At 66.9% G+C, this 20,735-nt stretch carries 16 protein-coding genes and 1 pseudogene; 6 read left to right on the forward strand and 11 right to left on the reverse strand.

Features of this window, described 5'->3' with window-relative positions:
• Nucleotides 1–30: 30 nt before the first annotated feature.
• Nucleotides 31–297 carry a hypothetical protein gene (locus ABZW17_RS28240; protein WP_354820587.1) on the reverse strand — a complete coding sequence of 89 codons (267 nt, stop codon included), beginning with the start codon at nt 295–297 and terminating at the stop codon, nt 31–33.
• 265 nt (nt 298–562) lie between these two features.
• Here ABZW17_RS28240 and ABZW17_RS28245 point away from each other — a divergent pair, with 265 nt between their 5' ends.
• The 3 genes from ABZW17_RS28245 to ABZW17_RS28255 all read left to right on the forward strand — a co-directional run bounded on the left by ABZW17_RS28245 (nt 563) and on the right by ABZW17_RS28255 (nt 2,601).
• Nucleotides 563–868: a hypothetical protein gene (locus ABZW17_RS28245; protein ID WP_354820590.1), complete on the forward strand. Its 306-nt coding sequence runs from the start codon at nt 563–565 to the stop codon at nt 866–868.
• Between the two features lie 245 nt (nt 869–1,113).
• Entirely contained in the window at nt 1,114–2,187 is a 1,074-nt protein-coding gene (locus tag ABZW17_RS28250; RefSeq protein WP_354820593.1) for a site-specific DNA-methyltransferase, read from the forward strand.
• A gap of 87 nt (nt 2,188–2,274) precedes the next feature.
• Nucleotides 2,275–2,601 (forward strand): hypothetical protein, encoded by a 327-nt coding sequence (locus ABZW17_RS28255; RefSeq protein WP_354820596.1) that lies wholly within the window; start codon nt 2,275–2,277, stop codon nt 2,599–2,601.
• 168 nt (nt 2,602–2,769) lie between these two features.
• Here the strand turns inward: ABZW17_RS28255 and ABZW17_RS28260 are convergent, their stop codons facing one another.
• Nucleotides 2,770–4,404, reverse strand: coding sequence for a hypothetical protein (locus ABZW17_RS28260; protein WP_354820599.1), 1,635 nt, complete (start codon nt 4,402–4,404; stop codon nt 2,770–2,772).
• A 189-nt stretch (nt 4,405–4,593) separates the two neighbouring features.
• Nucleotides 4,594–5,118, reverse strand: coding sequence for a hypothetical protein (locus tag ABZW17_RS28265; protein WP_354820602.1), 525 nt, complete (start codon nt 5,116–5,118; stop codon nt 4,594–4,596).
• Nucleotides 5,119–5,839: 721 nt separating this feature from the next.
• Here ABZW17_RS28265 and ABZW17_RS28270 point away from each other — a divergent pair.
• Complete coding sequence (locus ABZW17_RS28270) at nt 5,840–6,667, forward strand: alpha/beta fold hydrolase (protein ID WP_354820605.1); 828 nt, start codon at nt 5,840–5,842, stop codon at nt 6,665–6,667.
• Nucleotides 6,668–7,121: 454 nt separating this feature from the next.
• Here ABZW17_RS28270 and ABZW17_RS28275 read toward each other — a convergent pair whose 3' ends face one another.
• The 7 genes and pseudogenes from ABZW17_RS28275 to ABZW17_RS28305 form a co-directional block, all read right to left on the reverse strand.
• On the reverse strand, nt 7,122–8,570 hold the full coding sequence (locus ABZW17_RS28275; RefSeq protein ID WP_354820608.1) for a helix-turn-helix transcriptional regulator: 1,449 nt from the start codon (nt 8,568–8,570) through the stop codon (nt 7,122–7,124).
• Between the two features lie 376 nt (nt 8,571–8,946).
• A pseudogene (locus tag ABZW17_RS28280) lies at nt 8,947–9,684 on the reverse strand (type VI secretion protein); the annotation flags it as partial.
• A complete protein-coding gene (locus ABZW17_RS28285) occupies nt 9,681–11,510 on the reverse strand; it encodes a DUF87 domain-containing protein (protein ID WP_354820611.1) in 1,830 nt (609 codons plus the stop codon). The gene ABZW17_RS28285 and the pseudogene ABZW17_RS28280, both read right to left, overlap by 4 nt.
• Before the next feature lie 5 nt (nt 11,511–11,515).
• The gene (locus ABZW17_RS28290; RefSeq protein WP_354820614.1) at nt 11,516–12,553 is read right to left on the reverse strand and encodes a PrgI family protein; all 1,038 of its coding nucleotides are present in this window, start codon (nt 12,551–12,553) and stop codon (nt 11,516–11,518) included.
• Between the two features lie 12 nt (nt 12,554–12,565).
• Nucleotides 12,566–14,752: a hypothetical protein gene (locus ABZW17_RS28295; protein WP_354820617.1), complete on the reverse strand. Its 2,187-nt coding sequence runs from the start codon at nt 14,750–14,752 to the stop codon at nt 12,566–12,568.
• A 3-nt stretch (nt 14,753–14,755) separates the two neighbouring features.
• Nucleotides 14,756–15,076, reverse strand: coding sequence for a pilin (locus ABZW17_RS28300; protein WP_354820620.1), 321 nt, complete (start codon nt 15,074–15,076; stop codon nt 14,756–14,758).
• Between the two features lie 164 nt (nt 15,077–15,240).
• The gene (locus ABZW17_RS28305; protein ID WP_354820623.1) at nt 15,241–16,110 is read right to left on the reverse strand and encodes a sigma-70 family RNA polymerase sigma factor; all 870 of its coding nucleotides are present in this window, start codon (nt 16,108–16,110) and stop codon (nt 15,241–15,243) included.
• A gap of 628 nt (nt 16,111–16,738) precedes the next feature.
• Here ABZW17_RS28305 and ABZW17_RS28310 point away from each other — a divergent pair.
• Nucleotides 16,739–17,377: a hypothetical protein gene (locus ABZW17_RS28310; protein ID WP_354820626.1), complete on the forward strand. Its 639-nt coding sequence runs from the start codon at nt 16,739–16,741 to the stop codon at nt 17,375–17,377.
• Entirely contained in the window at nt 17,374–18,483 is a 1,110-nt protein-coding gene (locus ABZW17_RS28315) for a DNA methyltransferase (RefSeq protein ID WP_354820629.1), read from the forward strand. Before ABZW17_RS28310 ends, ABZW17_RS28315 begins: the two co-directional genes overlap by 4 nt.
• Before the next feature lie 75 nt (nt 18,484–18,558).
• Here ABZW17_RS28315 and ABZW17_RS28320 read toward each other — a convergent pair whose 3' ends face one another.
• A complete protein-coding gene (locus tag ABZW17_RS28320) occupies nt 18,559–20,670 on the reverse strand; it encodes a hypothetical protein (RefSeq protein WP_354820632.1) in 2,112 nt (703 codons plus the stop codon).
• Nucleotides 20,671–20,735: the final 65 nt, after the last annotated feature.

Consider the following 20,735-nt stretch of genomic DNA (forward strand, 5'->3'; position numbering starts at 1 on the left):
GGGTGTGGATCGATCCGGCGGACAGCGCGGTCACGGTGGCTCGATCGCGCGGCTGCTGGTCATCACGGCGGCCTGGACCGGCTGCCGGTGGGGCGAACTGGCCGGCTTGCATCGGGACAATGTCGATCTTCGACGTGGTGTGATCGTGATCGATCCGTTGGTGGGTGCGTTGCATGAGTCGAGGTCGATGCGGTGGCTGGGTCCGCCGAAGACCCGGGCCTCGGCGCGGACGATTGCGCCCACGTCGCCCCGGAGGTCGAGCAGCGGCTGCTCGACGATCTCGAGCGCTGCTGGCACACGGCGGCCCCGCCACCGAGTGTGGCTGACGGTGGGCAGGTGGCGCCGGTTGTCGCCACGGTGGGGGCACGCCCCCGGACCAGTCTGGGAGCAGCAGGAACACCGCGCCGACGCCGGACCGGGGCTGGGGTGGTGCTCCAGTTCTGCCCCACCAGGAGCACAAGATCTCGCGGAACAACGATCATCGAAGATCGAACCCGGAACGCAGAAAACCCCTCCGACCAGCCCAGAAGACTGAAACGAAGGGGTTCCTGACGATGTGGAGATGTTGCATCGGTTCTCGAACCGTCAAACGGCCGTTGACCAGGCCAAACGCGTCTTGGAACGGATGGCCGCGAACGACCAGACCGACTTGCCCACGGTCCTGAACGGGGCCGCATCCGTGGATGTGGCGGTGGCCGTGCGGCAGCCCTGGCGGGTGGCTGACCGTCTGGGTGCAGACGAACTAGACCGGCTACTGGCTGACTGGCGCAACGGCATGTCAAAGCCGACGCTGGCCCGGACCTACGGCTTAAGCGTTAGCACGATCAAGCGTCTGGTGAAGAAGGAGCAGGACCAAAGCGCCCAATAATTGGCCTCACTTCGCAAGCCTCAGCCCCGGGCTTACGCAAGGGATGTCTGTGTCGGACTCTAGAAGTAACCGAAATAAAACCGAACATTTCCGGGGTATGGTCTAATGCTGCGAGTGGTGCATCCTCGGTATAACTTTCATGTGCAGTTGCTTTAAGGCGACTCCATGCACACTAAGCAACCCTGAAGGAGGTGGAACATGCATGCTCAACAGATACAAATCTCACTAGACCGAGGCTCAGAATAATGCGGGTCGATTTCCGGCCGATGCGGCGGCCATGCCCCGAACCCGAAGGCGACAAGCGCTGCCAGCCCCTGCCGCGTAACGCCCTCCTCATGGGCGACGCTCGGGACGTGCTGCGCCAGCTGCCGACCGCTAGCGTGGACACCGTTATCACGTCGCCACCATACTTCGCCCTCCGTGACTATGGCCAGCCCGGCCAGCTCGGCCAAGAGGCCAACGTCTTCGCCTGGGCGCTGGCGCTACGACAGGTATTGCGGGAGGTGGGGCGCGTGGTAAAGCCCACCGGTTCACTCTGGCTCAACCTGGGCGACTCGTACAGCCGCCATCCCAAATACGGGGCACCGCCGAAAAGCCTGCTGCTGGCACCGGAACGGCTCTTGCTCGGTCTCGCCGCCGATGGCTGGACTATCCGCAACAAAGTGGTCTGGGCGAAGTCCAACCCCGTACCGAGTTCGATTTCGGACCGCTTAACGCCAACACATGAGTACATCTACTTCCTGGTGCGCTCACCGCGGTACTTCTTCGATCTCGACGCGATCCGCGAGCCGCTGAAGTCTACGGCGACACCTCGGACGAGTCAGGCACCCATGACCCCTCGGCCACACTGGGCCGGTCCGCTGGCTGCCAGCCGTAGCGGGCTCGGACGGTTGCACACTGAGGGGCGCACCGGTCATCCGGACGGAAAGAACCCGGGCGACGTGTGGACGCTGTCCACGAGCCGTTACCGCGGTGCGCACTTCGCTACGTTCCCGCCGCAGCTGATCACTCGGCCGCTGCTGGCGACGACCCCAGAGAAGGTCTGTCCGACCTGCGGGCTGTCGTGGACCCGGCCCCGCCGGCCTCGGCCGCACAGCGCTAAGGGGCCAGCGACGGGCGAATTGGTCGCAGCCTGCTCCCACCGGGTCACGCCGGTACCCGGGCTTGTCCTTGACCCGTTCATGGGCACGGGCACCGTGGGTGCAGTCGCGCAGAAGCACCGTCGAGACTGGCTCGGCATCGAGCTGAATCCGGACTATGCCGATCTGGCCGCCGCTCGGCTCGGCGTCCAGGCCACCCGCCTTGCGCGCTGCGCCTGACGCGCGCCGCGACACCTCACCGGTGTCGTGCGGTCGCTGCCATCCCAACGGGGGATGACCGGCCGCACCCGCACTGAGGAGGATTCCGTGTCGGAACCCACCCCGAGCGGCTCCAAGACCCTTGGAGTCAAGCTCGACAAGACGCTGCACTCGCAGTTGACGATGGTCGCCCAGCTGGACGGCGTGACGCTCGGCGAAACCATCCTGGACGCCATCCGGGCCTACATCGAGAGCAAGCGCGCCGATGGCACGCTGGCGACTCGTGCCGCCGAAGCCCTGGCCGAGATCGAGCGGGAGGCCGCCGACCGGCGCAAGGCCATTGAGGCGCTGTTCGAGGCTGGTGGCGACCCCGCCGAGGCGACCACGGAAGAACCCGGCAAGCCGGCCCGACGGCGCAATACGCCGAGTTCGTAGCCGCGAACCCGCAGGGAAGATGCGATTCTTCTCTGCGGGATTTTTCTTGCCTTATTATGGTAAGTGAGTCGGATACCTTGCCGTACGTTCGCGATCCGGACCCGAGGTCGTAGGACAAAGACTGCTTAGCTGTGATAAAGCCGCAGCCGCCTGACCTCACTATTTAGCCTAGTCACCGATCAGCACCCTATTGCTTCGTGCACCTCCATCGGCCTCATCAATCAGATCCGGCCGGTCGCGGAAGATAGCACGCAAAGCATTTAATGCGATCTTCAGGGCTTCATCCGGCTCCGTTTGAGCCTCTTCGCGCGTCAACTGCTTCGAGCCGTGAACAATCCCGCTTCGCAATCGATAAATCTTGGAGAATCGCTCCCGCAGTCCCTTCCGCTCGTCGGCACCTTCGGCCAGCAACCACGCCAGGGATGTAGTAACCCGAAGTGTGGTCTCTTGAGCCGCGCCAAACAGGTTCTCCCAAACTACGACGGCGTCGACAAGCTTATCCTCAGGCATGGGACGTTGCGATGCGGCAAGGAGCGCGCGCCGAATCGAAACGTCGATACTCTTCTGTCGTTTTTCCCCGATGAGAATTGCCCACTCCTTCCAAGAATCGACATCTGCAGTCGACAACTGGCGCGGCAGGAGGTTTGTCGTGGTTCGCGGGTCATTCCACCCCGCAAGTATGTGTGATTTTGTAGGGTCTACAATCTGAGTCCATGTAGGCGCAACCATCACCGGTTGTTGCTCATCAGGAAAGGCCAGCAGTAGGCCGAGACGTAAGTTTTCGAGACGCTTCTCGATCGTTAGACTTGGATCAAGGTCTAGCGGCCAGCCACTCTTCATCACATCGATTTCCTTCAAACGGAGACGGTACTCAATATCCATCTCCATCACGATGTCGCCGCTATACTTGATCGTAATCGAGGTACCGTCCGGTTGATTAGCTTGCAATGAACCGGCCAGAGCATTGTCAATCACCGAATTCTCATCTCGCTCGTCGGCACGACGCAGGGTAGCCCACCCAAGTTCAATGTGCTCACAACCATCAGGCAGCAGCACGCCGGTGACACCTACCCTGACCGGTATCTTCGCAGGCTTTTTCTTGATTGCCGCAATGAGGACGTTGAGGGCAGACTTTGCTCCAGTCACATGCTCCTGCAGACTAGGCACCCTAGTTGTCAGCTTAGCCCATTCCCAGCCCGCACCGATAAGTTGACCTGCAAAAAGCCAAAGTTGCGTCCCACCTCCATGACCTGCGCTGCTGTACACAATACCAACCCTTCCCTGACCCTCTCGCTCCTCAGGAAATAATTGAATCAGCACCTCGTCAGCAATAACCGCGGCTTCGAACCTCTCGCGCCGAGGGTGACGGTGGAGGGGACCGCTTAGAAGCGGCGCACCGTGATTTATTGGGGAAGGCGCTTCCTCGGGAAGTAGCATGATCGGATACACATCACGAAGCGCAACTAGTAGTTCCTGAGTTGCTGGATCCTCGTTCGTCGGCTCCCAGACATCACCTCCCGAAGACCTCCGTAATGAGTTGGCGACGGAGTCGGACTCGCCGTCGGGGATTCTTCCGAACACGTCGGCGAAGCTGTGGTTGAGCCACCCAGCATGTTCGGCACTGGCTGAAACCTGCTGAACAAAAGCCACCAGGTTTCCAAGAACCTCTTCGCGCTCGGCTGACAGTGTCTCTTGGGTCTGCGTGAGACGCAATCGGATAGTCTCTAACGTTGTTGCAGTAACATACGCCAGAAAGTTTTCACCCAAGGTTTGCAAAAGCAGCGCTTCGCCCGAATCAGTCATGCCTCAACTATTGCAGGTGCCAGAAAATTTGCAAGCCACGGCGGCAACAGCAAGTCGGCAAGCCTACCCGCGCACGACCCTCGGTGTCATCACGCTCAACGCAGCAGTCGCCGCGCACGCGGTTAGGAGTATCGCATTCCACGAGCTGGGGACTTACAGCTTAATATTACCGCAGTCGCGCATCTAAACTCAGGCATCATCCGACTGATTCTCGAAGAGCCACGTGCGCTTTGCCGGATAGGTCACTACCCCAATTCTCCCTATGGTATCTTCAATGAGATGCCACTGATTGGGATTATCCGCGTCCTGACGTAGCGGGCGAGCTCTAAACTCAGACCGAATATTGTCAAATGTGCCGGCATCGCCGTATGACCACACTGCCGTGCTAATCTCGCCTCCAGCGGCGTCGGGAGCGTTGCTTTTTTCGGCCCACTCCCTTACTGGTGCACCAATAGCCCAATCGAACTCAATAGCCGTGCCAGGAGCAACAAGATATTCATCTCGGGCCCTATCGCCAACTCTTTGAGCACCTCGGATGGGATATGTCGAGGCAAATGATCGCTCTGGTGCATGAGTAAGGGAAGGTGAGGTATCCATTACTATTTCACCACTCACTCGCACGCGAGCCGCTGTCGGCCCCTCGTTGATAAGGCGACCAGTACCCATGAACCACATGAACCAGTTAGCATGCTTGGTCATAAAGAACTCACTCATGCCCTGCGTGGATCGTTGAATGGATTCTTTGTCTAGGAGCCTGAGTTCATTAGCATACGGCATCATTGAGCGATTTGGGTCAACATATGGTGGCCACTTGGGCTCGCTGAGGGCTACGATCACGTGTGGAGCGCGCTCATCCGCTCTGGCGCGAACGGCCTCGCGAGCAGCTCTGGACGCATCTTGAGCGGCCTGCTGCGCAAGTTCAACTTGCCGCTGCGAAGCCGACGCCTGGATGTTGCTCGCCTCCACCTGTCTACGCAGCTCGGGAAGTTGTTTGTTGGCAGCGTCAGCCGATGCTCGCGCCGCCACGGCCGCGCGCCATCCAACGACCGCCGCGGCCACTGCGCCGACGGCTGAAGCAATTTGCACCCAGTCGGATAGGCTTGGCACCTGACCTCCACAAAGAAGATTCACTCGCTAGGCGTGGGGCTGCTTCCTGTTGTGGCATCGGCATCCCGTCCCCCTCCGGACCTGCGGCTTCATCTCATCGGTAGAAGGATGGGAGCCTATACGGGGGTATCCGCTGCGAGCGCCTTGCGGGGGCGCATCAAACAAGAAGTCCTCCTATCGGTACTCGGTGTGGCGATCAGGGACCGCGCAGCACACTCTCTGTAGCCGAAGCCAGGTGCAACACTGTTACTCCTCCGTGGAGAGCAGCGACTGCAACCGGTCCGAGCTACAGGGTTGCCTGGAGTATCCACACCTCTAGGCTGCAACTATGACCGCACGCAGCACTGAGACCACGGTCCGCACGCCCGACGGCCTCAACTTGGTCGGCACACTCGTCCAGCCGGACGGCCCGAGCCGCCACGCCGCTGTGCTGGTGCATGGTGGCGGTGTCACCCGCCACGAGGCAGGCTTCTTCACCCGTCTGGCCGCTGGCCTGGCCGAAGGCGGGGTAGCCTCACTCCGCTTCGATCTCCCCGGTCACGGCGAGAGCGAAGGCCGTCAGGAGGAGCTGTCGCTCGCCGGGGTCCTCAACGCCATCCATGCAGCTCGGGACTACCTCTGCCGGGAGACCAACCTGGCTTCGGCGTCGCTGGTGGCGGCCAGCTTCTCCGGCGGACTGGCTGCTTACTACGCCGCCCGACGCCCGACCGACGTCGAGCGGCTGGTCTTGTTCAACCCGCTGCTCGACTACAAGCAGCGGTTCGTGGACCAGAAGGACTTCTGGGAGGACGACTACCTAACCGATGAGGCCGCCCGCGATCTGAGCGAGCAGGGCTTCTTGCCGCACTCGCCGAGCTTCAGGCTGAGCCGCGCCCTACTCAATGAGGTGTTCTGGCTGGACGCCCGTGGGGCGCTGGCCGACATCCAGGCGCCCACGCTTATCGTGCACGGCACCAAGGACACCTTCATCCCGGTGGAGTCGTCGCGGGACGCAGATCGCCGGCTGACCGCCCCGCACCGACTGACGGAGCTCGAAGGCGCACAGCACGGCATCGCCGTTCACGACGACCCGACGTATGCCAATCCGCAATCTCGGGCGTGGCAGGGGCAAGTTATCGCCGAAGTACAAGCTTGGCTGGGAAATCACTCGGATTGACGCTCAAGCTGTACGAAATCTCCAGTTAAGATCATAATTTGAAGAGTTCGCACCCTGTCGTCTAATCGTAGGGCACTGCTTACCAGCAGGATGAGGACTCGTATCCCTCCAGTGTGCGAACGGAGTTTTAATCGATCTCTATTCGGAGTAGCCTGCTTCTCTGTCGCAATCTAAGTGACAAGTACGGAGGCAGGAATGTCCAATCCATACGGCTCAACAACCGGCGACAACCCGCCTTACGGCGACGACACGCCGGTGTCGTCAGGCGATGCATGGGGTCGGGTCGACCAGTCAACCGAGGATCTTGCGGACAGGGAGCGCCAGGACTCCTACCGCAGTGATTCAGATGATGCGTCACAGCATGATCGGGTCGAAGAAGGACGGTTCCATTCTCGCTCTGAAGGCGACCGGGGAGAAACTGGCGGTCGATAACCGCCGACTGACGCGTACAGGGTCAGCTAGCGACGACCTCGCGCAGTTGCGTCACGGCGGGTCGGTTCGTCCAAGGCCGGAGATATTCCAGAACGCGCACCAGCTCCTGCTTCGTGCGCCGCGAGCTGGTGCTGTCGGCCCGCGCAGCCGACTCGACACCGGTCCGGGCGGCCTCGTCCGGCTCCCCGGCTAGTGCCAGCGAACCGGCCCGCAACGACAAGAAGAAGCCGTAGTCGCGCGGCGAGAACCGGTCTTCCACCAGTGACTCGTCGTACAGCTCCACCGCCCGCCGCGGTGCTCCGGCTTCGGTGTAGCAGATCGCGGTCTGCATGGTCAGCAGCGTGTCGTTGTAGTGCGCGCCCAGTGTGGACGCCCCATCGTCGCGAGCGCCCAGCAGCTGGCGGGCTTGGTCCAGCTTTGGCCCCACGGCGTCGGCGGTTGCGCCGAGCATGACTTCCGCCCGCGCCTCCTGCTGCACCGATTCGGCCTGGACGCGGGACGGTAAGGACCAGGGCCCGTGCTGGACGGCTTGGGCCAGCGTCAGCATTTGCTGCGGTTCGCGCTGGTCAAAGGCCAGCTGCGCTTTCTTGAGCAGGACGTAGCCCTGCATGGCGGTGTCACCGGCTTCTTGCGCCCACTCCATAGCCCGGTCGTACCAGTACAGCGTCCGGCCGAAGTCGCGCACGTCGCGGAAGAGCCAGCCCGCGAACTCGGCACTTTCGGCACCGAGCCTGAGCAGCTCGCGGCGGAGGTTCGGCTTGACGTCGCGGGCGTGCTCTTCGATTGCGCCCACCACGCCGAGCACCAGGGGCAAGGTCTTGGCCGGTCCGAGGGTGCCGTCGTCGGCCTTGCAAGCGGCCAGTTGGCGGCGGAAGTAGTCGAGCACCGGGCCGTCGAAGTAGCGGCGGGCGTCGGCCATAGCTTCGGCAACGCGCTGCAGTTCATCGAGGCCAAGGGCAGGGAGGGCCGAAGCAGCTAAGCCGCGTGCGAGCAGCGAGCGACGACTAAGTGGACTCATGGCGTCCCATTCCGCGGCCCCGGCCGCTGGAAGGTTGGCCTCGTCACCGGCGACGAGAGCGGGCGGCAGAAGCGGCCCGAGGTCGCTGGTGCTCAGGGTGGTGGCGTTCAGCGGCACAAGTACGGACCTTCCATTCACCATAACCGGCAGAAGCCAGCCGCCGCGCGGCGTGGGTTCCGGCTCGGAACTCGGCGCGGCGACCTCGGCGGCCGGGGCCGGCTCCACAGGTCGCTCGGTGGTGCCCTCCGCCAGGAGAACTTCCAGCTCGGCCAGCGTCACGTTCAGCAGCTTGGCCAGCTTCGGCCGCTTGTACGGCACGGGCTCGGCCTCGCCGCGTTCCCAGGTACCAACGGTCTTCATGTCCATGTCGAGCGCGTGGGCTAGCGACTCCTGGGTGTAGATCGCGGCCTTGCGCGCCTGGATCAGGCCGTGTCGGCGTCCACCCAAGATCATCACCCGTTCCGTTACGCACGCGAGTCGCCACATTACCGCAGGTCAACCGACCTGCCACCCCATTGACCCGACATTCGCCCGGTTTCGTCCCCCTGGTGGACCAGGGACGACCGCTCCATGGTCATCCGTGGCACCCCGGCGGCCGGTTGTACCCGCCCTGCCGGGCGAGACCCGGGCGTATTCCTCTCGCACGGAACGATCCCCCTCGCCCGGCCCCGACGCGGTCCCGGTCGCCGGGGTGCTCCCAGGTCCCACGAGGAAGCGGAGACGACATGGCGGCACGCATCGTGCAGTCCGACTCGACACGGCGCCCCCTGCGGCTGGTCCCTCAGTGCTGGCGACGCCCGCAGGCGCTGGAGCCTGCCACCGAACAGCGGAGGTCGAGCACGCGGCCGCCGAGCCGGCCCGACGCGCCGGCATGCACCCGCCGGGCGGCGCGACGCGCTCGGCTGACCCGTCGACCGGTGGCCGGCCGGGCAAGGACCTGCACACTCGCGTACTCGCCGCGTCCGAGCCCGACCGGCGCGCCGAGCAAGCCGCGGATCGGGTCGGCGTCGAACCCGGTCCGGATCGGGAACGCCTCCGGCCTCGCGAGCCGCAGCTGACCGCCGACGGTGATGGCGCGCAGACCAGCCTTCGGCTCCGGTAACGGCGGGTCGGCCACGACCGCGCGGGTGTGGGCGCCGGGCCAAGCAGCTTCGACCGCCCGCTCGACCAGCCCCGGCGGGATCACGCCCGGGACCCACAACCGCAGGCTGACGCCGTGCTCGGAAAACCGGTACTCCCACGCAAGGTGCGGCTGGCCGGCCAACCACCGCCGCCAGCCCGGCCGCAGCAGGCCGACGAGGTTGGACCACAGCAGGACGCCACCGGCAGGGTCGACGGTCGGCGGGGCGAGCACGGTGACGCACCGCGCGTCAGCCAGCAGCGCGGCATGGCACCTGCCTCGCCACCAGCGTCGACCCACCGCCTGGCCCGCTACGACGATCATCAGCACCGGAAGCGCGATCGGCGTCCACCGCACCGCCTCGTCGATGGCGCCGGCGAGCAGGTGGTGCGTCGCGCTCCACGGGTCGGTCAGGTAGTCGCCGATCCACCCCAGGTGCCGGATCATGGTGCGACCTCCGACCCGGCTGGGCCGAGGTCGATGACGTCCTCGACTGCGGGGTCGTCGAAGTCTCGGGCGATCTCGGCGAGTTCGGCGGGATCGGTCGTGACCAGGACGTTCTCTGTCGGTGACGCGAGCGCCTGGAAGGCGACCCACTCGGTGCCGGAGCCGAGCAGACCTTGACCGCGCTCGGCGGTGAGCAGGAACTGGCGCTGCCCTTCGGAGAGGTTGAAGGTGGCCGCGATCTGGTCGATCGCCTGCGGTGACTGGCGCAGCAGCACGCTGGTGGCGGCGTTAGCCACGATCGCGCGGCCGAGCTCGCTGCGCAGGAAGTCCTCGATGTCCTGGCTGGCGACGGTGAGCCCGGCCCAGTGCTTGCGGAACGTCTTCGCCATCCGGTGCAGGAACTTCGCACCCTCCGGTGACTGCATCAGCAGCCACGCCTCGTCGACGACCACCAGTCGCCGGCGCCGGTCGGCCGGGTTGGACACCCGCCGCCAGACCGCGTCCAGCGTCAGCAGCGTGCCGATCGCTTTGAGCTCGTCGGGCAGGTCCCGCAGGGAGAACACGACAAGGTGGCCGTCGGGTGTGGTGGTCGTGGGGCCGGAGAAGAGGTCGGCGAAGGCGCCGTCGACGAACGGGTGCAACCGAGCGGCGAGGTCCGCGGCCACGGCGTCGCCGGTAGCTGCGAGGACGTCGCGCAGGTCGCGCATCAACGGGGCCGGCCGGGTCCAGGTGCGCGGGTCGGTGGTGATGCCGGTGTTGGCGTAGGTGGTGATGAGGGCGGTGTCGAGGACGGCGCGTTCGCCGGCGGTCAACTCGGCGCCGAGGCACACGGCGAGCACGGTGTGCAGGAACAGCGCACGCCGGTTCAAGGCGTCCTGTGGCGCGGTGCGCCGGCCGGACGCCGTGGTGTGGATGGGCAGGTCGAAGGGGTTGAGCCGGACGCCTCCGCCGCCGAGGTGGACGTAGGCGCCGCCGACCTGGGCGGCGAGGCGGGCGTATTCGTCTTCGGGGTCGATGACGAATGCCTGGATGTCCCGGTAGAGGCTGCGCAGGGTTTCGAGTTTGACCAGGTAGGACTTGCCGGAGCCGGATCGGCCGAGGAAGACGGCGTTGTGGTTGTCGCAGGCGAAGCGGTCCCAGTGCACGAGGCCTTGGGAGCCGACGTTGTAGCCGTAGAGCACGCCGCTGGGCGAGGTCGACGTCGGATCCGTCGCGGGCAGGTCCGGTGATGTGAAAGGAAACGCCGCGGACGCGGCGGCAGTGTCGAACGTCCTTTTCAGACCGAGGGAGTCCAGCCCGAGCGGAAGCGTGGTCACCCACCCTTGCAGCGACCGGTAGGTGGCCGGTTTGGCGTCCAGCAGCAGCGACGCGCACAACGACCGCAGCGCCGACACCTCCTCCGCGAGTGCCTGCTCGTCGGGGGCGTGGACGGTCAGGTACAGGCCGAACTTGAACAGCCGGCCCTCGCCGCGAGCGATCCGCCGGGACAGGTCGGCGGCGTCATCGGCTGCGGCGTCGAGGTCCGGGTCGTCGAGCTGGTTGTGGCGCGCGTGGTGGCGTCGGGAGGACTCCAGCCGGGCCCGTTGCTTCTTCAGGCCGCTGGCGGCGGTGACCGGGTCGACGGGCTGGATGTGGACGGAGACGTCGAGGCGGGCAGGGTAGGTCAGCAGCGGGGCGAGCCAGCCGGGGTAGACCTCCTGCGGGTAGCCGGTCACGCCGAAGGAGGCGACCCATTCGTTGCCGACCTCGAGATGCCGTGCGCCGATCGACAGCGAGTCCGGCGTGAACGTCGCAGCTGCTGAGCCGGGTTGCCGTGTGCGGGGCATTGCGCTCACCGACCTTCGAATTCGTCGTAGAGGTCGGCGGCGGTCACGACGTCGCCGGCGCCGGCCAGCGCGGCCGAGGGCGGGAGGAAGGTGTCGGGATTGCACGCCGCGGCGAGCACGCCCGTCGCGGTCGCCGCGTCCAGCGCGGTGACGACGATTCCGGCCGCGGTGAGCAGCTCGACCGCCTCGTTGAGCCGCCGGGCGAGACGCTGCTCGGACGCCTGGCGCGCCGCCCGATCGACCGCAGGTGCTTCGGGCTGTCGCCGGAGGCGTCCCAGCGCCGAGCAGACGCTGTCGACGACTGCGGGACGCGTCGGTTCGCGCAGCACGAGCAGCACCTGGCGGCGCAGCAAGTCAGCATGCTGGCTGAGCTGGACCAGGTAGTCCGCGTGGTCGAGTGCGGCGGCTTCGAGTGCGGGGTGGGGGAGTCCGCCGGCGCGGTCGCGCAGCTCGGTGATCTGCGGGGCCAGGTCGAGCCGCTCGGCGCGTACAAGGAACTGCACGGGCGCGGTCAGCGAATGCAGATAGCGTGCGAACGAACTGACGAGTGCTTCCTGCTCGGCGGGCGTGCGCAGCGAGAAGTTGACGGTCGAGCAGGCGGCGATCACCGCGAGACCGTCGTCGCCGAGGTCGACGACGCCGGCGGTCTGCCCGTTGTCGACACCGCGCGCGGGTAGCTCCAGCGGCGTCGGCGCCACCGTGTCCTGCTTGGGTTCGTCGGTGAGCCAGGCTGGAACCGGCCCGACGCCCTCCGGAGCGGAGACCTGGTGGCGCGGCGCGCGGCGCTGGCGGATTGCGGCCAGCAGCAGGCGGTCGAGCGGGACGCCGTCGCGGCGGCCGAGCGCGACCACCGTGACCGCGAGCCCGACGGGGACCGCGACGAGCAGGAACAGCGGCAGCGGCAGGACGCTGCGGGTGGCGCCGTAGAGGGCGTAGAGCAGCAGGCCGGTGACGCCGAGGATCGTCAGCTGCCGCGCGGTGAGCGGGCCGAACACGCGGTCGGGGCGGTCGACGTCGGCGGGAATGCGCACAGGTCGGGACATGACCTCGCTACCTCACTTCCTGGGCCGGCGCGGCGGCAGATCCAGCGGCAGGGGCAGCTGCTTGCCGCCGGGCTTCCGCACCGGCGTGGGTGATGCCGGGGGTACGGGTTTCGGCTGGCGGCGCAGGCCCAGGGGGAGCGGGTACTGCCCGGACGCGAGCGGCCGGTTCCCGCTGAACGCGTCGGGCGCGGGACGGCGGTGAGCGCGTGCAGCGCGGTTGATCTGTCCCGAGGGCGTGATCAGGCCCGGCCCGGTCTGCGGTGCGCTGGTGGTCCGGGTGGGGTCGGCGAGCTCGTCGGCGAGGCTGCGTCGCGCGGGCCGCGGCGTCTGCGGCGGCAGGTGGATCGGTAGCATGCCCGCACTCGGCGCGATCAGCGCGTTCGGCAGCTTCGTCGGCGGTCGCGCGTTGCGGTTGATCCGCCCGTCGGGTGTGAGCAGGCCCGGCTGCCGCGCTGGACGAACGGTCGGCGGCGGTGCTGCGAGGTCATCGGCGAGCGTGCGTCGCGAGGGCCGGTCGGGCTCGCGGCGCACGGTGATCGGCAACCCGAGCTGGTCGGCGGGCAGCGCGTTCGGCAGATCCTTCAGCGGCAGCGCGCGCGGGTTGGTCCGGATCGTCGAGTCGCCGGTGCGCGTCGTGAACAACGACAGCTGGCCTGGCCCCGGCGTTCCGTCGAGCGCGCCGGCGCGGGGGAGTTCGTCCCATCCTCGGCGCGGGTTTTGGCGCGAGCTGGTGGAGCGGCGCAGTTTCATCGGCAGCATGAACTGCCCGGACCGGGTCGCAGGAGGATCCGGCGGCGCGCTCGGCCCGTCGGGGCGAACTCGCGAGGTGCCGCGGGCCGCTGCTGCGCTGGACAGCAGGCCCATCGTCTTGTAGGCGATCACGCCGCGCGCGATCCGCCCGAGCAACGAGGGGCGGCCGGAGCGCAGCGGCGCCAGGAACCAGAACGGGATTTTGATCAGCACGTACATCAGCGCGATGCACAGCAGAAGGTTCATCAGCGACGAGAGCGACGGGCCGAAGATGGTGAACCCGCCCGGCGCGAAGAACACCCGCACGGTGACCACGAGCGTCAACGACTGCCCGACTTGGATCGCCAGCACTCCGCCGGAGGCCTTCCACCAGGGGTAGGCGATACCTTCGGTGTGAGGGAGGGCGTGGAACATCAGCACGATCGGCGCGGCAGCGACCAGCAGGATCGTCACCATCACCCGCACAACGAACACCACCAGCAGGACCAAGAGCATCGCCACCAGGACCAGCCCGAGAATCCCGAGGAAGATGCCACCGCCGTGCAGGGAGCCCTGCACCATCGAGATCAAGCTGCGCGTCATCTGCGCCTGATCGACGCCCTCGCCGAGCACCGCGGCCGACAGCGCGTTGGCGACCTGGACGCCCTTGGTCATCAGGAACAGCGAGAAGGTGCCCGCGAGGAAGCCGACGACGAGCCGGGGTGCGAGTTCCTTGACGGTGTAGCGGGCCTGCAGCGTCTGGTAGCCCATGATGATCAGCCCGGCCAGCAGCACGAGGATCACGTAGGCGGTGAGCAGGATGTGCCACGAGCCGACCCACACCGCGCCGAGGCCGGGCAGCTGATCCGGCTCCGGCGTGGTGAGCAGCGTCTTGCCCAGCAGGTCCAGCAGCGGGTTCATCCCCGCGGCGACGACCGCGGCAAGCAACGTGCTCGCGGCGACGACCATGCAGCCGGTGAGGTCGGTCAGGCCGCATTCCGCGGCGTCGCCGCCGGCGCCGTCCGGCACCGACGCCGACGGTGGCGTGCTCGGCACGAGCGTGGACGGCTGCGGGATGCAGTTCGGCCCCTGACACGGCGAGCTGGTCGCCGGCGCGCAGCCGGGATCCAACGAGCCCGGGAAGCACGACGGCAGCGCGGGCAGCGCCGTGATCGGCGGCAGGGGAGTCGCCGGAATCGACGGGGCCGAGCTCGTGCTCGGAAGGTGGCAGGCCGGTTCCGCAGAATTCGGCTCGCACCCCGGGTTGGGTGGCAGCGGCAACGGTGGCTGTGCCGGAGCGAGCTGGTCGGTGCCGGTGTGTCGTGGGACGGCGGTGGCTGCGCTGGACGCGACGCCGCCGAGCACGACTGTGAGCGACGCCGCCAGAGCGACGAGCCAGAACGAGCGGCGGCGACGCGACCGGACGGCGTGTCCCGGTGTGACCATACGGCGTGCGGCGTGGGCGGACATCGTCTACACCGCGCCGACGATCGTCTTGAGAATCTCCACGACGAGCGGTGCCAGGGCGGCGAGCCCGAACCCGATGCCGGCGGCCTTGAACGCGCCCTTGGCCTTCTCGATCTCGCCGGGGTCGTTGGCCGCCATCAGGTAGCGGAGCCCGCCGATGGTCAAGAAGACGAGCGCGACGCCGGCGAGGATGCCCATGATCCACGAGCGAATGTTCGACAGGACCTGATCAACGGACTGGGCGAGCGCGACGTACTGCACAGTCTCTGCATGCGCCGCGGAACCACCGAGGAGCAGCGCCGCGGCGGCCAGCGTGCCGCCGAGCACGACGACCGGGCGACGACGCGATCGTGTTGGAGAGATCGGAGCTTTCGGCACAGAACCGGGCCGGCGGCAGCGCATTGCGCGAGCGGGAACTCGAGCTGTTGTGCGATGGCTGGGCCGGTTCGGTGGCCGGTGGGCGGGTGCGTGGTGACTGGGGCGGTGGGTGATCAGTCGCATGGGGACGCCTCCTGAACGGCGCCCGGTTCCGACGTGGACCGGGATGGGCGAGGGCGGGCGGGCACTCGCGTCCCGCGGTCACCAACTCCGGATTTCGGCGGCCGGGGAGACACCGGACGCCACGACTTCTCCGGCGCGCGGGCGACAGTGCGCCGCCTCCTCGGGCGCGTCGCCGCGTCGCTCAGGTATTCGGCGAGCTTGCGTTCGGCGCGGTGCCGGGCCTGCTGCGTCGCCTTGTACGTCTGGCCGCGGGCCTGCGCCGCCTCGGCCAGCGACAGCTCGCCGAACCTCGTGTCACCGATCAGCGCGGCGTCGGCGGCGGTCAGGACGCCGGCGTCGACGGCGGCGAGCAGAACGAAATCGGGGTGTCCGCCGACGTGCTCCGGCCCGGGCGCGCGAGCGCCGAGGTCGGCGACCGGGGCCGCGGCGTCGAGCGCCTCGCGCAGGGCGCGGTGACCGGCGCGGTACGCAGCCCACCGCAGCCGCACGAGGATGGCCGGCCGATCGAGGTCGACGTCGACCAGGGCTTCGAGGAAGCCAGTCAGCACCGCGGCGTGGATGTCGTGGAACTCGCCGCGGAACCGGTTGGTCAGCTTGGCCGCGACCGGCAACAGCACCGGCAGCGCCAGCCCGACGCACGCAACCGTCCACGTGCCGCCTTCCGCCCGTGACCGCGTCACGAGTGCCGTCCACACCGCGTCCCGGGTCTGCTGTGGACATCCTTTCGCGACGGTCAGCTTGCCGACTTCGTCCAGCGGCACCAGCCGTGGCGGTAGCCCGGAGATTTGGCGGCCGTCGAGGGCGACTGGATGTGGTCCGGTGACCAGCCAGGCGAAGGCGGTGCGGGCGGTATCGAACATGCCGGCCTCGCCACGCGGACGCGTCGTCGGACTGAGGGTCGGCTGTTTCGGTGACGAGGTCTGGTCCATGGCGGCACTCCTGAGCGAACGGAAAGTGACGTCGCCAGGAAGCGCGCCAGAGCGCCTCAAAACCGCTTCAAGCCCAGGTCACAGGCGTGACAAAGCCGCTTCAAAGCCGTTTCACGCCTGCACCGCGACCTCGAAATCGCAGAAGCGATCCGGCAGTCGACCAGCTCGGACTTCGCTCACGAAGGTTCGGCCGCCGGACGGAAAACGCGAACTCGGCGTGATGGTGTCTCTTGTCGACCTCAGTGCCGGAGTTAGTCGGCGACCGCGCAGAAAGCCACCCGACTCGATCGGTCGGTGGCCCGCCCCGGAGGTTCCGCTCGTGACTCGACGTCCGCCGTCTTCGGCCAACCGGCCGTCCAATCGAGACGACTCGACCCGCCCGCAACGCCCTCGATCCGTCAACGGCATCCCGTACCCGGGCGCTCCGGATCCCGTCGGCTCGAGCGCTCGCACTCGCCGCTCCCCGAAGCGATCGACCACCAGCCGCGAACTCGCGCCGATTCCGCCGACGGTGTGGACGGCCGGGCCCGACCCGATCGACCCGGCAGCCGCCTGGCCGGTGCCGATCATCGAGACCATCACGACCAGCTTTTCGGCACCCGGCGCTCGGGTTCTGCTCGCACCATGGCCGACCGCTGAGGAGGCTGCGGACCGCGCCACCGGCGCTGGCGAACTGGACGCGGCGCTCGACGCCGTGCACGCGCTCGATCGTCGCCCCGCGATCACGAAGCTCGAGCTCCTGACCGCGATCGAGGTGCCCGTCAACGGCGAGGCGGCGTCGGCTTGGTTGTCGGCCGACGAGCGAGTCGACTTGGTCATCACGTCGCTGCCGCCGGAACGCGGAGCCGACGGCTCGGCGGAGGCGGTGGCGATCGCAGCAGCGCAGTCGCTCGGGTTCGGCGGAATTCTCGCGGTCTACACCTACAGCGACTGGTCGAGCGGCCGCCTCGCCGACGCGTCAGGCCAGATGATCGCCGCCGCGCAAAACGCCGACCTGCTCTACCTCCAGCACATCGTCACCCTCCACACCCCCATCCAGAACGGCCGCCTCCAGCCACCCGCCGCGACGCACCGAACCGACCTCGCACCCGGCGGCCGAGAACCTGCCGCGCCGATGACGCACACGCGGGCGCACGGCGACGTCCTCGTCTTCGCCCAAGCCCACGCCGACGCCGCGCAGCCGGAAGACCTCCGATGACCAGCCGACCGAAAGGCAGGTGCACCGCCGTGACCACCACACCGCCGACCACCCCGACGTCCTCGGCCGACGAGCCGACCATGCCGCTGTCCCGCGCGTTCATCGACGCCCTCGACACCACTCCACCCGCCGACGCGCCGACGGACTTCGGGAAGTTGCCGGTGTCGGTGTGGGCGACCGCGCAGACCTCGCCGGCCGCGCAGCGCAAGGGCCGGTACGTGCCGGAGTCGACCGCGCACCCGGCCAAAATGCTGCCCGCCGTCGCCGCGCACGCCATCGAGCACTACACGAAGCCGGGCGAGCTGGTGCTGGACCCGATGTGCGGAATCGGCACCACCCTGGTCGAGGCAATCGACCTCGGGCGCCGCGCGGTCGGCGTCGAGTACGAGCCGCACTGGGCCGACATCGCCCGCGCGAACCTCCGCTTCGCGCGCAAGCGCGGCCACGACCACGACGGCCAGATCGTCCGCGGCGACGCCCGCCAACTCGAGACACTGCTGCCGGAGCAGTACGTCGGCCAGGTCGCACTGATCGTCACCTCGCCACCGTACGGCCCGTCGGTGCACGGCTTGGTCAGCACCGACCGAGAGGCGGGCGTCGACAAGGTCAGCAAGCGCCACTACCGCTACGGCAGCGCACTCGACCGCGGCAACCTCGCCAACATCGGCCACCACCGCCTACTGGCCGGCTTCACCCGCATCCTCACCGCCTGCGCCCGCATCCTGCGCCCCGGCGGCCACGTGGCAATCACGGTCCGCCCATGGCGCGAACACGCCGAGCTGATCGACCTGCCCTCCCAGGTCATCGCCTGCGGCGCCGCGGCCGGGCTGGTGCCGGTCGAGCGGTGCGTCGCCCTGCTCGCCCGGGTCGCGGAAACCAAGCTGGTCGCGCGCGGCAGCTTTTTCCAGCGCGATTTCATCCGCAAGCAACGCGACGGCGGCTTGCCACTGCACCTGATCGCACACGAGGATGTCGTCATCTTGAAGGCGCCCGATCGCCGTAGTCAGGCGAGCTGGGGCACCAGGCGCCGCCTGTCGACTTGCATCGTGACTACGGCGCGACCCGGGCCAGGCCAGGCGCTAGACTGCCTGAACGCGATGCGGTGATCGTTTGTCGAGTAGAGCCAGTCTGAGTGCTTGTTCGCGGATTTTATGGCGTGGGGCGGTAATACGGTGCTCCGATCAGCGTCTTTTCGGGTCTTCCTGCCGAGCTCTTCCTCCTGGCGCCCGGTCATACTTGCGTTCGCTTGCCGGCGTGGTGACATCGCTCGGCGTTGGACGCCCTATTGGAAGGACACCGATCACCATGAGCCTAGGTGTTTCGGTGGGACTGCGTGTGACGGGCGTGATCCAGACGCTGTCGTTGAGGCTGGTGTATCCCGCTGTGTGGGGGCCGTGGTCTCCGACGATGAGGATACCGAAAGGCGGGCCGGTAGCCGTGTAGTTCGTGGCTTGCGGTAGGTAGTCACGTTCCACTGCGATCCGGGTCGCTTTGCTGGGTCTCCGTTTGATCTCCGCTACAAAGCGGTTCCCAGGTTGCGGGGTGTACGTGATGTCAGTGCGGCCACTGGCGATGTCGATGACCTCGCGTTGAACGGTGCCAGGGGTGAGTGCGATAGAGAGGTGCTGGTGGAGGTCGTCTTGAATGGTCTCCTCGGGCCACAGCTGAGGCTTGCCGTCCTCGCCAGGTGGGCAAGGACCGAGGTACCTCGTGATGGTGCCGTATAGATCTGCTTGGGCATCGAATCTCACGTGCAGGAAGCGCAGCACTCGGTCGAGCAAAATCGTGAAGTGGGTGGAGACCGGAGGCAACCATTCCGGGCTTTGCGACAGCTGCTCCAGCAGCGTGATGACCAGTTGGTTGTACCGGGGATTGTCCGTCTGCGCAAATCCGTGCTGGTGCTGTTGCAGAGTGTCCTCGACTGCGTCAAGGAGGGCGGGATCGAGGTCATCGCGAAGTGCGGGGACGTTGTCAGCGAACAGCGCCGCGAGGACGGGGCGGTTCGCCAGGGCTTTTCCCAGGCGTTCCTGCTCTCCGGTTGTTGGTGTGGTGCCACGTTGGCGGACGGCGTCGCGCAAGGCCGTTGCGTCTGGGTGATCGACGAAGCGAGGGTCGTGGTCGAGGGCTTGCTCCAAGTGGTGCAGTAGGCCCGCGCGCTTGGCGAAGCTGGCTTCGACAGTTGGGTAGACAAGTGAGCCGAGCTCGTCGGCGTGGGCGGGATACACCCTGACGGCTCGGCAGGCGAGGTAGACGTCCATGAGTTCCTCCAGCGCCGCTGCCGCGTCGTACCAGCTCGGCTGGAAGAGGTGTTGCGCGGCGGCCTGGAGGGTGGTGGTCAGTCCCGCCCAGGCGGTTAGGGCTTGGCCCCGGGCGGCTAGCCATGGCATGTCGTGGTGGCCAGAGTTCCAGGCTTGGAGCGTCGCTAAGCTGCTCTCGAGCAGGTCAACGGCGTTCCGGAGTCGGTCGACGGCGGAGGCGTCGTCTTCGGCCAGGTCGTTGAAGGCAAGGATGGCTTCAACGGACGCAGCGTAGGCGCGGGCATCGAAACGCGCTTCATGGTGCTGGGCCACGACATTGAAACGCATGAGCGCGCGTTCCAAATCGGGTCTGGCTGCGGACCCGGTGTGCTGGGTAAGGGCGGTGTGGACATGGGCCAGGCCGAGTTCGAAGGTCGCGTCTGCGCGTGTGGCTGGGTCAAGGCCACGGTTGTCGGCCAGCAGGGCAAGGACGTCCAGCAAGTCAGCTTCGCCGAAGTAGTCGTGTGCCAGGCCGATGACCACGGGCAACCGCTGTAGTGCGGTCGCCGGCTCGTTCCCAGTCACTTCGCTGAGCAGGCTGAGCAGGCGGTGCTGCGGAACGTGTTTCGACAGCGCCAGACGCAGCAGACCCGTGAGGGAGGGGTGGGCGAGTTCTGCGCGGCTCTCGTCGCGCAACGCGGTCTCGGCGTGGTTGTAGAAGACTCGTGCGGCGTCCCGCGCCAGCCTCTCCAGCAGCAGGTTGTGTTCGCAGAGGACATCGATCGCGTCGGTGAGTACCCAACCGCTGTCGGGGTCGCGCATTCCCGCGTTGATCGCCTGCAACAGTCCGGCAGCCTGGCTTTCGGCCAGGTCGGACAGGCTGACCGCGACAGCATGCATCACATACGGCAACTGAGGGCCGCGACAGACGATCTCGGCATCGGCGAGAACGGACTCGGCGCCTCGTAGGTCGTTCAGAGTGGGTCCTGCTTCCAGTTGCGCCTCCGTCGCAGCCTCGGCCCATTCCTGTAACGCCTGCTCGGTGTTCGTCGTCAAGGCTCCTCCCGTCCCTGCTCGGCATGCCCAACGCCTCGAGCCATTCGCAAACCTAGACGAGATTA

Origin of the sequence: Amycolatopsis sp. NPDC004625 (assembly GCF_040609695.1) — a bacterium.
GTDB lineage: Bacteria > Actinomycetota > Actinomycetes > Mycobacteriales > Pseudonocardiaceae > Amycolatopsis.